This window comes from Bradyrhizobium sp. UFLA05-108, assembly GCF_059803455.1.
Genome location: NZ_JBANAZ010000045.1, coordinates 20,647 through 33,885 on the forward strand (window position 1 = coordinate 20,647; position 13,239 = coordinate 33,885).

Here is a 13,239-nt window from a genome sequence, read left to right on the forward strand (position 1 = left end):
AAGTATGGAGCTAGTGCATAGCAAAGCCCTGATAGCCGCTTGCGGCGACCTCGTCGCATTTTTGTCGATAGCTGCCTACCCCGCCGGTGTAGGAGAGCACCCGGCGCGGTTTCCCTTCGACGTTCGATCCCAAGTACCAAGAATTGGTCTTGGCGACTAACATCTCATTGGCAGTCTCATCATGATGCGCCACCCATTTTTCTTCCGCCTCTTTGGTGGGCTCGATTACGTTCAGGTTCTTGTCACGGAGATAGCTGATGCATCCGGTTATCCACTCGACCTGCTGCTGCAGGCAGGTGGTCATGTTGCAAAGCGCTGCCGAGGGAGCAAGCGGCACGGCGGTCGTGAAGAGATTGGGATAGCCGTGCACCTGCAACCCCATAGTGGTCCGAATGTCTCTGCCCCATTCTTCCTTCAGTGATCGTCCGTCGCGACCGCGGATGTCGATACGAGTCAAAGCGCCAGTTCCTGCGTCGAATCCGGTCGCCAGGATGATAACGTCAAGCGGGTGAACCGTGCCATCCGCCGTCTGGATGCCTTCGGCCGTGATGCGCTCGATTGGGTTGGTCTTGACACTGACAATCTCCACATTGGGTCGCTTGAACGCCTCGAGGAAATTCTGCTCCAAAGGTACCCGGTGGGTGCCGAATCCGTATTCGCTTGGAATCAGCAGGTCGCACAGCTTAGGATCCCTAAGGCGCTCGCGCATTTTCGCGCGCACGAACTCGGATATCTCCCCGTTAATCGTTTCATCGAAAAACAGCTCAACGAAGGATGAAATCCACAACTTTACAGAACCGTCGTTCCAGCAATCCTCTATCACCTTGCGACGCTGTTGAGGGGGTAGATCGGCCCAGGCATATTCGAAGTCATACTCGAAGCCCGTGAAGGTATGCGGCAGCCGCTCCGCAAGGACTTTGAACTTTGACTTGTAGGCATCGACGTCCGCGGCCGCGTACTTGAAGTTCTTCATAGGGATGATGTATTGTGGGGTGCGGACGAACACCTTGAGATGGCCAACCTCTTCCGCGATCGTCTGGATAACTTGGATCCCCGTCGCTCCGATACCAACCACGCCCACACACTTGCCAGCGAGATCGACCAGCTGATGCGGCCATCGCGCCGTATGAAACACCTGGCGCTTGAAGGTCTCCTGCCCCGGGAAGGATACATGGGGCGCCGAGAGCATGCCACAACAAGTGACGAGAAACTGGGCGTCTATCACATCACCATTGTCGGTCGTGACCACCCATCGTTCCACCGTTTCATTGAAATGAGCGCTCTTGACCGTCGTGTTGAACTGAATGTCTCGACGCAGATCAAGCTCGTCCGCTACGAAATTCAGCCAGCGTTCGATTTCCGGCTGGCTCGGAAACTTTTCGCTCCAGCTCCATCCTTTATAGAGATTTTCCGAGAAAAGGTATTGATAGATGTAGCCTTCCGAATCGACGCGCGCACCGGGATATCGGTTCCAATACCAAGTGCCGCCGACGCCGGAGGCCGCGTCGATCGCCCTGACGCTCAGCCCGAGCTCTCGCAGACGGTAGAGTTGATAAAGGCCCGCAATGCCCGCTCCGATGACAACAGCGTCGAATTTCGCGGTCGCATGCGCGCCCTTACCACCATTGGGTCTAACCGTGGGCTGGATCATTTCTCCTCCTGCGTGCCGTTGAGGCCCCAGCGAGGAGAACAGCAAGTACCGTACCAGAGAGTAAGCGTCGCGCTCGTATCAGCGCTAAGCATGTGAAGAAGTGCTCCGCATTGCCGCGTCTTAGATAACGCCTCTCACGAATAATCGCACGGCATGGGATTGTCGGGGCCGCTACTCCTACAACATCGTGCGGCATGCAACATTTGGAAAAGGTCAACTACCAACACTAGCAATTGATTTAGATGACAGGCATGTGTCACTGATTGCTGGCTGAACATCGCATCAGAGCTCGCCGAGCTTCAGCAATAGCTCATCCATTGATACAAATCGTTCTGAGAAGGACTTGCGGCAATGCAATCGTCTGCACTGACGTCACGCGGCGATATCGCTGAAGCCGCCCCTGTCTATTCTCCCGATATTGCACAAATCATCAAGTGGCGCGATAGCTCCTATGCCGCTGATCTCTATATCGCCGCAGTCTCATGGCTTGATCTCTTTACTTATCTCGATGGTCATCCGGTAACGGAGGAGGAGCTACGACTTCATTTCTCTCTCCGCGAGCGGCCAACGCGCACCATGGTTCGACTCTTCGAATCGTAGGGCCTCATCTCCAACGAATCCGGCCGGCTGCACGCAACGGCCCCAGCCGTTCAGTATTTGAGCGGCAATTCCGCAGACAACGTCGCCTCGTATATTGCAACCATGAAGTATAAGCCTTCTGTTCGGGAACTTTATGAGATCTTACGGCAGGATGGTTCTGACACCTGGCACGTCGAGCGCGGCGTAACCAAGAGCTGGGACGCATTCGCACCTCCTGCCAATCAGAACACATGACGGGAGCTACGGGCGACACGACAACTACGGATTCGCGCTCTCAGCGCAACCGGGCGAGTCGCAGAGGCGGCCAGCTACTAACTCGAGCTCGCGGCTCATCGTATGCATCGGCCTGCCCGCACCTTCGTGCTCCCGGTGCCTCTGTCCCGATGGTCGCACCATACGCTACGATCTTGAATATCGCAGCGGAACATCGGCACCGAGAAATCTCATACCGGTTACCAATCCGCTCGAACGCGTCAACGGCGAGATTAAGCGGCGGACCGAAGTGGTCGGCATCTTCCCCAACGAGGACGCCATCATTCGCCTGATCGGCGCCATCCTGCTCGAACAGAACGACGAGTGGGCCGTCCAGCGCGGCCGCTACATGACGCTGGAAACGATCGCGCCTTTGGGCGATGATCCCGCCGTCAGCTTCCCGGCTATCGCCAGCTGACCGATCCGGCCCATGCCGGCGAACGTGGTGACACCCACTCAGCTACACCACGCCACGGGACACGATCTTCGATATGGCCTTGTGCGGCGGCTCTCTGCTCTTTGCATTGTCGACGGCTCGGTGACCTCACGAAAGAATTGCTACCATCATTGAGAAAGAGACTGACGTGTCATCCGTTGCACGGACTGAGTTTTCGCACGCTGCGGTTCAAGTGATCAAAGATGTCGAGCCCGAGAAGAACCTTCGATTTCATGACAATCGACAAAAGTACCTAATGTTCGTCAATACGTGCAGCGAGAAGCGCGTCGTATCAGAACGAATAGCACTCGAACTCGATCAGATTCGTCCGCGTCCGCCTGCTGTGCGGGTCTTTGATGCGGGCGTTGGCGATGGAGGCTCGCATGCTCGAACGCCGTGATTGAGACTCACCTGGCTGGCCGGCCCCTTCGGGATGGCCGCCCGGCGCTTCGGCTTTTGCCCTGCGGAGCCGGGAGTAGGTCACTCCCGACGCTAGTCTTGGCCCGTATGTCCTATTAAACCGGCCTCGGCCACGTCTCACTGAACTGTCGCGTTCATGGTGATTACCGACGTTCCCGAACCCGAAGGGCTCTTTCCCGTGAAGCTGACGGCAAACGCGTCGTTGGCCTTGCCCACTTTGGCGGTGTAGGTGTAAGTAGATATGTTCAGCTTCTTCAGAGTCCCATGTGCGGGCTTTTTGAGAGATTGGTCGAAGCGGCAATCACCCGTCCAGCTTGAGCGGCAATAAATGTACCGCCGGCCGAAACATTGAAGTAGCCGCTAGAGTTTACTCCCCAACTCGACTGGAAACGTAACCGGACACTCTGAACCGGCCTCCGCAGAGATCGGTATCAAGCGAAGAACGGCCACCGCGGCAATCGGTGGTGTACGAAAATGCATTTCTGTCTTCACAATGTGAAGGCGATCTCAACCGCCGACCTGAACCTTTGTTGACGCACCTCAAAGAACCCCGTCGCGCTCACTCGCGACCGGAACTCCAGTTGAAGTCGAGATACGGCGGCATACTGCAGACCGGCGACGCATTTCTCCCTCAAGGGACTTCAGCGCGCCGGAAATCGTTGACTTTGCCTCGCTCGGTTCGTGAACCTGGGCAGAATGCCAGGCCATGGACTGCCAGCCATTGAACCAATTATCCCTAGACTGCTTCGGATCTAGATCAAAAAACCGCGAGATTGACGGTCTTACGATTCGTGTAAATGCTACAACCGTCATACTGAGAGTCCCTGAACGCTGCTAGACGTGCCAGCGACACTGAATTCTGTTTTGAGAGTTTTTGTTCGGGTTGATTTTTGATTCAGGAGCCGGCTGATGTTTGTTCGCATCACCACAGACCACGCGCCTCGCCCAAATTCGCTCAAACACTTCCGCTTGGCGAGCGACTCAAACCCATCGTCAACAACGGGGAAGCAACTCTACGGCGAAAAGGAGCCTGCCGAGTACGTCTATCTCGTAAGCGAGGTGCGGTGCGGAGCTACAAGCTACTCTCCGATGGTCAGCGCCAGATCGGCGCATTTCACTTGGTCGGTGACATTTTTACCCGAGAACGGTGAGATGCACCGGGCTACAACGGGCGAGATGAGCGAAGTTTACGACGGGTTGGGCGCAGCGCGCATAAGCCAACGAGTGTCAAATGCAAGTGCGCGCGTTGGGTTATCAGCGACTTGCATGATTTCGTCACCAACCGGCGCGCGTTGGTCGTTTTTCTGCGCGCAAATATCAACGCGTCTACTCGAAAAATACGAAAGGCTGATTATCTCCACTCTGTCAAAAAGAGTTTGTCTTGGACTCGCGCATACGAAGATTGTCTGAGAGGATTTAGTCATTGGACGACGATGTCAGAACGACCCGCTGCTCTGCTTTCGCTGGTCGCCATCGGGTTTGTGCTGATCTATAGGACATCCGGCGTCCTAAACTTCGCCAAGGCGCGATGCTGCTGTTCGCGGCGCGGATCTTCGTCAGTCTGGTCGAGCGTGGAACGTCCTTTGCGCTCGCGCCGGTTGCGATGCCCGCCGATGCACCAGGTGCATGTTGCTTGAGCTTGGAGGAGGATCACATATGGTGACCACGCGCGAAGTGTCTGTCGACGACGCCCCAACGGTGACCCACATGGTTGCTGCCCTAGTCGCCGAACTCGGCGCCGGCCAGGTACTGGCCGAACCAGATACCCAGCTTGTGGCTGAACTTCTTGCCATGAAGGAACGTATCTATGGGTTTCTAGCTTTCGCGGAGGACCGCCCGGTCGGCGTCATTATGTTGTCGGAAAGTGCAGCCCTTTTCGCGCGCGGGACCTACGCCACTATCACCGAACTCTACGTGGTGCCGGACCAGCGATCGTCTGGGGTCGCGATGCGCCTCATTGAGGCTGCCGTACGCTTGGGGGCGGCAAAAGGCTGGGGCCAGCTTGAATTGGCGGCGCCCAGGCAGCCGATGTGGAGCCGCAATTCCAGCTTGGCATTGTACTTCAAGGCTGGTTTTGCAGAGATCGGCCCACGTCTAAAGCTGCCACTGCAATGCCTCAGTACCCCGCGTACGCAAGGCGCTCCTAAGGGGCGATCGCGATTAGACTCTCGGCGGCAACGCGCACTATCCCGCTCTAGCCGGATTCAACTGCTGTAGGGCTTGCATTGGAATCCGTGGGGCACTCTTTCGGCCAATTGGACTACGCAATACTACTGGCGCTGGCTGGCTCCGCCGCTTTTCGAGCAGCCTAGTGAGCATCGTTGAATAGGCGAAAGCCACGACAGCGAGACAGCTGCGGTGGTCACGTAGCGATAGGATGCGCGAGACACGCAATTCGATCTGATTTTCAACTATTGCTGATTCTTAGCGAATTAGCTGGCTTTCGCGAAGTACTCTCGCGGCGAGCGAACAATACCGCTCCGGGTGCCGGATCGTCCTGCCCATCGCTGCTACGCATGATCCGCGGGAGGCCCGGCAAGCCTATGATGTCATCTTGCCCGCACCGAATGCCTGGCTAAAGACGGCCGCGAACATCTTTTGAGAGGATACTCCAAGTCGTTAACTAGACCTATTTCATATCTTTCGTTTGCGCTTTCGTAGCCGATGCTTGGGTTGTATCGCAAGCAAAAGACTTTCTTCGAGGGTGTTGAGAGAGCGCTACCGCGCGCTTTACAATCTTGTCGATCAACTTTCGGCTGTGGATATGTTCGGGCACCCCCCGTTTGGGAGTTGCTGAAGGAGATCGACCCTCAAATACTTTACGCATTGCATTTGGCTTGCTTATTCCTTCACGTGGGGGCGCGTGTGAGATGATTGACTTGCCGTCACGGGCGTATCTCGCCTGCTGTCTACCGGCTCGAACTGCTGCCTCAACGGCGCGGGGGTCTCGAAGGCGCGCTTATTGGTTGCAGGCGATGGCTGACAGTCTTGACAACAGCTGCCGTGGGCCTGGCTGGATGCAACTGGATTGGTTCTCTCTCGAGCCCGAGCGGGTAACGCCAATCGCTAACCAGGTTGTCGAGATGAAGGCGCATGCGAAGAGCTACGCCGAGGCATTCAGAGGTTTGCCATCGGGCCAGACGGTCGCGCGCAACAATGTTGTCGATCGCCACGGGCGTGGATGCAACACCGGCGAAAGCAGCGGCCGCCACAAACTAAATTGCGGCGGCATTCAAGGCGCCAGCTGGCACGGAGGTCGGCTACTCCTCGCCTCAACTGAAGAACGCAATGGCCGAAAGAAAAGATGCGGCCGGTTCGACCTGTGTCGCGGGGCAGCAGCCCGGCTCGAAGCGAGCCCTATAGCCTGAGGAGGATCATCAATCAGTTCGGTCCCCCCTTTTGTTTGAAACCGCGCGTCGACTTTAGCTCAATTTTAGAAAGAGAGTTAGACCATGAATGCGGTTCAGTGGCTTGAAGTAGTCAGTCTCGGCATCGTGTTGGGAGCACTCGGCCAAGGCGCCCGCACGATCGTTGGGATCAAGAAGCTCAATGATTATTCCGACGATGCTAGCTCGACGGCCGCACTCATCAACGGGGTGCGGCTCCTGATTTCCTTTTGGCATTGGTGGCGTGGCCGGCGCCTTTTCCGCAATCACCCTCATCACGGATATCAGCAAGGCTATTTCTCCCGAGCAGCTGTTTACGATCGCGGCAGCCGGCTACACCGGTGCCGATTTCATCGAAGGTTTCATAACGCGGATTTCAGGCAACCAGCCGGATGCTCCCGCAGTGAAGCACGTTGCCACTAATTATTCCGATGACGCCGTAGGATAAATGCCATGGGATCAGCTGTTGAATTGCCTATTAACGGCCAAGCCACCGCAAATGTCAGGGTCAATCTGAGACAGGGCTCGCCAAGCCTCCAATCTCCGGTTCTGCGAAAGCTGAATGCCGGGACAACAATTTCGATCGAAGGCCTTGTCATTGGCGATGCCGTCCAGGGCAACGCGCATTGGTACCGGACAGCGGACAGCGCCTATGCGTGGGCCGGCGCTTTCTCTTCCATCCAGCGGATCGAGCTGTCGCCCTCCCCGTCTCCTGGCGAAGCGGCTGTGGATACAGGGCTGGACCGCGTTCCGCTGGTGGTCGACATCTTTCACGGAGACAGTGTCGTCAGCTTCGATCAGGCATTCGCCGCGGGGCTGCGTGGGGTCATTCACAAGGCGACCACTGGCGCGTCCGGCAGGGACGATGCGTACAAGCGTCGGCGTGATCTTGCAAATCGTGCAGGGCTGCTTTGGGGTGCAACGCATTGGGGTACGACCCATGCACCGATAAGCGATCAGGTGAACAACTTCCTTGACTGGGCTAATCCCGACAAGGACACGCTCGTTGCCCTTGATTTTGAGCGCGACGATGGAAACCAGATGACACTCGAGGGAGCACGTGAGTTCCTGGAGCTTGTCTACAACGAGCTCGGACGGAAAGCGGTGCTCTACAGCGGAGACACGCTAAAGACCGCACTTGGCAACAGGAGCGATCCGTTTTTCGGCTCGCACAGGCTTTGGCTGGCACAATATGGCAACCATCCAACCGTGCAGCGGAGCTGGCAGACGTATTGGCTGTGGCAGTACACCGACGGCGAGAAGGGGCCCGGGCGCAAGACTGTACCGGGAATTCCCGGAGACCGGCGCAACCGCCTCGACTGCGACCAGTTTGCAGGTAGCGTCGATGATCTGAAGGCCCAGTGGGCGGGGTAGCTGTACTCGCGGCGGGGGCGCGCAACTGTTGGAGTACGCCCCCGTCGCATCGTCAACGAGCAGCCGGGCTGAAGGCGAGAGTTCAAACAAAATTCAATTCTTCAATCTGGATTTGCTCCTGCGGTGAGGAAAGCCGACATGCCGAGACGAATCGTCCTCCTTTCCGACGGCACGGGCAATTCGGCCGCCCAGGTCTGGCGCACGAATGTCTGGCGCTTATTCTGCGCACTTGACCTCTCGAACGACGATCAAGTCGCCTTCTACGATGATGGTGTCGGCACCTCTTCATTCAAGCCGCTTGCGCTGTTAGGCGGCGCATTCGGCATCGGACTTCGCCGCAACGTGCGCGAGCTCTACAAGTTTGCTTGCCGCAATTACCGCGGCAAGGATGACCAACTCTTTGGTTTCGGCTTTTCGCGCGGCGCCTTCACGATCAGGGTCTTGACGGGGCTGATCCTGGACCAGGGGCTGATCGATGCGAGTAGCATCTCGGAAGAGGAGCTCGATCGGCAGGCCCGTCAGGCCTATCGCGATTACCAGCGCAAGCACTTTCATACCAACTGGTATTTGCTCTATCAGGGATTCCGAAAGCTCATCGGTCGGCCTATCCTCGCATGGGATTCAGAGGTCCCAGCTCGCCGACATGCCGTTGAGATCCGTTTCCTCGGCCTCTGGGACACGGTGGCGGCTTACGGGTTGCCGATCGACGAGATGACGCGTGGAGTGAGCCAATGGATCTGGCCGCTCGAGCTCCCCAATCACACGCTTGGCAACGCGGTGAAACGCGCCTGCCACGCACTTTCACTCGATGATGAGCGGACGACCTTTCATCCCATTCTCTGGAACGAGCGCGATCCGGAATGGATGGCGCCGGCAGAGACGGAAAAACCGGGCTTTACCGCCAGCGAGCGGATCGTGCAGGTCTGGTTCGGCGGCGTCCATGCGAATGTGGGCGGAGGTTATCCCGACGACTCGCTGGCCCAAATCCCTCTTTGCTGGATCATGGAGGAGGCTCGAGCGTGTGGCCTCAAATTCAAGACCGAGAACCCGGCTGCGTTGGCCGAGGTGAGACAGGCGCAGGACAAGGACGGCAGGCTCTACGATCCACGCTCGGGCTTTGGCGCCTACTATCGTTATGGCCCTCGTCGGCTTTCACGGTTGTGCGACCAGCGGTTTTCCAGAACTACGGGGGACGAGGTTTACATCGAAAGACCCAAGATCCACGAGACCGCGCTACGTCGTATCAAGAATAACGCGCATGTCTATGCGCCGATCGGGATTCCGCACGAATACGATATCGTGATAGCTAAGCCGGTCCCGCATCCAGAGAATGCCGACTACTGCACCTTCGAAGTCAAGAGACTTCCAACCAAGCCGGGAAACGGCGTCTACGAGACCGCTAGCCAGGCCGCTGCGCGCGTCAGCGCCGAGCGAAAAGCGGTTTGGCCGAGAGTGTACTTACGCGCTGCCCTGTACTTCTCAACTCTCGCGTCGACCGCCTTTGCGATCATTTTTCCACTGGCTGGACGCGGCAATTCGATCAATGCAGATGCGAACCCGCTTGGCATCGTTTCGGACATCATTCGGACGGCCAGCGGCTTCGTTCCAGGCTGGGCCTCCGGCTGGCTTAGCTCATACGCGGATTACCCCTTCACATTCTGCGTGTTGGCCCTCGTGCTGACCGCCCTGCTGTATGGAAGCAGTCGTGTTGCTTCCAGCGTTACCGGAGAGATGCAGGGGCTCTGGAAGAAGGCTTTTGACGAAAAACTGACTCCCGTGTCGATCAAGCCGGAGCGCGATCCGAAGAGCGGCCTTCTGTTTGTGCAATCGATCTGGAAGTACTACGTTGGTCCAGCAATTTCCGCGGCGATCTTAGCCTATCTGACAGTCACGGTCGCCGCGAAGTTTCTCTTTACGTCAGTCGACCAGGCCGGCCTCATTTGCGAAAAATCTGCAGCGCCCACAGACATTCCCGACGGTGGCGTCCTGATCTCGTTCGATGCCAGCAAAGTATGTCATGCGACCGGCTACAAGATCGGACGGCTGGACAGGTATTTCATCTGGACCACACCAGACCTTGGCGAGCTCAAAAAGCAACACCCGAACTACAGGGATGATCACGCGGCCTGTACGCAGCCGGGTGTCCCGCTGGGCGGTGCAGGCGTCACGACGGATGGCCGTGGCTACAGCACCTTCGGCGACCCGGCGGATGCGACACGGCTTAGTTGGTATCAAATGGCTCTACACGTGCTCAAGCTGCCGCTACGACGCTACTATGGCGAGCCGTGGTTCCAGCCGATCGCACGCTACGGCCAATTCGGTGATCAGGTCGATTTCCTCGAGCCCGACCCGAATCCGGCTTTCAGAAAGATTTCCGAGTACGTATCTCCGAAGGTGCCGGGAGAGCTCATCTTCTATGTCAATGAAGCAGCTCTGCCGGTGCCGCAGAGCTTGCAGTGGTTCTACAACAATCACCAGGGCTGCATCTCGTTCTTCGTCAAGCCATCCAAGTAGGACGTAGCGCCTCAGATAAATAATGATTTCAAACGTCTCCCCGCGCTGGCATGGATCGTGTCCCGTGGCGTGGTGTAGCTGAGCTTAGGCCACCACGTTCGCCGGCATGAGCCGGATCGATCAGCTGGCGATTGCCGGGAAGCTGACGGCGGGATCATCGCCCAACGGGGCGATCGTTTCCAGTGTCATGTAGCGGCCGCGCTGGACCGCCCACTCGTTTTGTTCGAGCAGGATGGCCCCGATCAGACGGGCGATGGCGTCCTCATTGGGGAAGATGCCGACCACTTCGGTTCGTCGCTTGATCTCGCCGTTGACGCGTTCGAGTGGATTGGAGTGGTCCGCAGGTGCTTCCAACGCTCGGCCGGGAAGTCGTAGAAGGCCAGCAGCGCGTATCGATCCTTACTGAGGCAGTCGGCCGCCTTCTCGTATTTGGGCGTGTAGCTCTCGATGAAGGCGTCGAACGCCAGCTCGGCGGCGGCCTTCGTTTCGGCCATCCAGATCTCCTGCAACGCGCGTTTGGCCTTCGGGTGCTGGCTCTTCGGCAGCTTGGCGAGAACGTTGGCGGCCTTGTGCACCCAGCAGCGCTGCTCGCGCGTTTTCGGCCAGACCTCACCGGCGGCCTTCCAGAACCCGAGTGCGCCATCGGCGATCACGAGCTGCGGAGGTACGTCGAACCCGCGCCGCTTCAGATCGAGCAGCAGATCGCGCCAGTCGTGCGCGCTCTCGCGGGCGCCATCGGTGAAGCCGACCAGTTCCTTGCGGCCTTCCGGCGTCGCGCCGATCAGCACAAGGATGCACTGCTTTTCGTCTTCGAGGCGTGCTTCGAGATGGATGCCATCAGCCCAGATGTAGACGTAGCGCTTCGCCGAAAGATCGCGTTTCTGCCACGCGGTGTGCTCGTCGAGCCAGCCCTCCTTCAGCCGGCCGATGGCGGATGCCGACAGCCCGGCAGCATCCTTGCCGAGCAGCGCCGACAACGCCTCGGAGAAGTCACCGGTCGAGATACCCTTCAGATAGAGGATTGGCAGCAACGTCTCGATCGACTTCGATCGGCGCATGTAGGGCGGTAGGATCGACGGTGAGAACCGGATGCGATCGGGGTCGGTAGCGTCCACCTCGCGATCGCGCACGCGTGGCTGGCGGACGACGACCGGACCGATACCGGTCATCACCTCGCGCTCCGGCAGGTGACCGTGGCGGACCACGCGCTGATGGCCGTCCCGGGTTTTCAAATCGGCATGCTTACCGAGAAAGTCCGCGACCTCCGCCTCGACCGCCTTGGCCAGCAGGGCACGCGCCCCATCGCGCAAGATTTCGGTGAGTGGATCGTCGAACCCTCCTGGCTGAATCAGCTTGGTGACGTTATCGTTGGACACGGCATATCGCTCCTTCGGTGGAGAAGTGGAGGCGTCAAGCACCCCCACGATATGCCGCCTTCCCGATTCCCGCCGTCACCAACTTTCGGCGATAGCTCGGTTACCGGCTTTCAAAGCTTAAGACTCGCGATTTAACTGCTTTCACTTCCGAAATTCTGCGTGTGATTGCGAGACTGCGCAGCTTTTTGACACGACGGTCCGCCCATTGAACGACGCGAGCGGGGCGCGAGAGGCGCTAAGCGTCCGCACGATTTAGTTGGCATTACACAGAGCTGAACCAGACGCCACATTTACGCCAGGGTTTTTGCGCCCACACTGAGGGGGACGATCGCAAAAACGGGTTACTTTCCGCCAGTGGTTCTCAAGCGACGATGAGGATCGAACGAAACGAATGCTGGGCATTCGCCCACCAATAGGTAGTGGTTGTACGTCATCCCCCCTGACGCTCGATAACCGCTTCTGGCACTTCGCGATATATTGTATCGCTGCACAACCTCAGTCGCTTTGTGACATGGTCATCATCGCATCGCGCCGCCAAGTTTTTAGTACACGGCCTAACATTCTCGTGATTCAGTCATCGGCCGTGTTCGCGGGATGAAGCGTAGTGGACGCCCGCTGGATATGCTTGCCCAATCCCGGTGCGCGCGCTAACGCGGCGAACGGTGTTGATCAGATAGGCCTCACGGGTGTTCGTCCTTCTCAACACACGACAGTCGGTGATCTCTTTTCTTCCACATGCGGCGGAGTGCATTGGACCATCCAATCTGGCTATCAGAGAAACGCTTTCCCCAAAAAGCCGGATTTGCAGTCCGGCGTAGCGTCCCCTTCACTCACACGGATCTTGGGGCGAGACCGCCTCTCAGGAGCTATCTCTACTTCCACAACTAGCGCAACCAGTTTTGGTTCTCTGATGTCCGCATGCAGTGTCCGTTCTTCGCCAGTTCGGATTTTGAGTTCGAAGCCCGGCCTGTTTCGATGAGCTCAAAGCCTCTTTGCGAAGGCGCGAGCAGGAGCTAGAGTTGGCAGAATTGCTTTTACTGAGCACGAAGGCGCACGTGAGCAGATTTCCGAACCCATCAAAGCGCCGGCCACAGGAACGAAATCCAATAGCTATAATTTGGCCCGCAGCATTGTCACGCAGCTGAACTAGAATGATTGCCTGATTTTTCGCGCGGAACCGGCACCGTTCCTTTCCCGCGACAAAAAAATTGATCGAGGAGCTTTTTAATC

The 13,239-nt window shown here is 57.7% G+C and carries 6 protein-coding genes and 4 pseudogenes; 8 read left to right on the top strand and 2 right to left on the bottom strand.

The genetic code is table 11. The annotated features are described in order from the left end of the window. Window positions 1-10: 10 nt before the first annotated feature. Window positions 11-1,651, bottom strand: a complete 1,641-nt coding sequence (locus SO140_RS28665) for a flavin-containing monooxygenase (RefSeq protein ID WP_498543478.1) — start codon at window positions 1,649-1,651, stop codon at window positions 11-13. Between the two features lie 351 nt (window positions 1,652-2,002). Between SO140_RS28665 and SO140_RS28670 the strand changes: the two genes are divergently transcribed. The 8 genes and pseudogenes from SO140_RS28670 (at window position 2,003) to SO140_RS28705 (ending at window position 10,633) form a co-directional block, all read left to right on the top strand. Next, complete coding sequence (locus tag SO140_RS28670; RefSeq protein ID WP_498543479.1) at window positions 2,003-2,251, top strand: hypothetical protein; 249 nt, start codon at window positions 2,003-2,005, stop codon at window positions 2,249-2,251. Window positions 2,252-2,702: 451 nt separating this feature from the next. After that, window positions 2,703-2,921: pseudogene (locus SO140_RS28675) on the top strand (transposase); the annotation flags it as partial. Between the two features lie 226 nt (window positions 2,922-3,147). Beyond that, window positions 3,148-3,330, top strand: a pseudogene (locus tag SO140_RS28680) (hypothetical protein); the annotation flags it as partial. Between the two features lie 1,034 nt (window positions 3,331-4,364). Further along, window positions 4,365-4,504, top strand: a pseudogene (locus tag SO140_RS28685) (cyclic nucleotide-binding domain-containing protein); the annotation flags it as partial. A 511-nt stretch (window positions 4,505-5,015) separates the two neighbouring features. Continuing rightward, a complete protein-coding gene (locus SO140_RS28690) occupies window positions 5,016-5,576 on the top strand; it encodes a GNAT family N-acetyltransferase (protein WP_449379886.1) in 561 nt (186 codons plus the stop codon). A 1,413-nt stretch (window positions 5,577-6,989) separates the two neighbouring features. Next, window positions 6,990-7,193 (top strand): hypothetical protein, encoded by a 204-nt coding sequence (locus SO140_RS28695; protein WP_498543480.1) that lies wholly within the window; start codon window positions 6,990-6,992, stop codon window positions 7,191-7,193. 5 nt (window positions 7,194-7,198) lie between these two features. Further along, complete coding sequence (locus SO140_RS28700) at window positions 7,199-8,119, top strand: GH25 family lysozyme (protein WP_498543481.1); 921 nt, start codon at window positions 7,199-7,201, stop codon at window positions 8,117-8,119. Window positions 8,120-8,257: 138 nt separating this feature from the next. Next, window positions 8,258-10,633 carry a T6SS phospholipase effector Tle1-like catalytic domain-containing protein gene (locus SO140_RS28705; protein ID WP_498543482.1) on the top strand — a complete coding sequence of 792 codons (2,376 nt, stop codon included), beginning with the start codon at window positions 8,258-8,260 and terminating at the stop codon, window positions 10,631-10,633. Window positions 10,634-10,753: 120 nt separating this feature from the next. Here the strand turns inward: SO140_RS28705 and SO140_RS28710 are convergent. Next, window positions 10,754-12,009, bottom strand: a pseudogene (locus SO140_RS28710) (IS256 family transposase). Window positions 12,010-13,239: the final 1,230 nt, after the last annotated feature.

What these genes read in the sequence shown, in the direction of transcription:
- SO140_RS28665 (WP_498543478.1), bottom strand. Translation starts at nt 1,651, where the DNA reads ATGATCCAGCCCACGGTTAGACCCAATGGTGGTAAGGGCGCGCATGCG.
- SO140_RS28670 (WP_498543479.1), top strand. Translation starts at nt 2,003, where the DNA reads ATGCAATCGTCTGCACTGACGTCACGCGGCGATATCGCTGAAGCCGCC.
- SO140_RS28690 (WP_449379886.1), top strand. Translation starts at nt 5,016, where the DNA reads ATGGTGACCACGCGCGAAGTGTCTGTCGACGACGCCCCAACGGTGACC.
- SO140_RS28700 (WP_498543481.1), top strand. Translation starts at nt 7,199, where the DNA reads ATGGGATCAGCTGTTGAATTGCCTATTAACGGCCAAGCCACCGCAAAT.
- SO140_RS28705 (WP_498543482.1), top strand. Translation starts at nt 8,258, where the DNA reads ATGCCGAGACGAATCGTCCTCCTTTCCGACGGCACGGGCAATTCGGCC.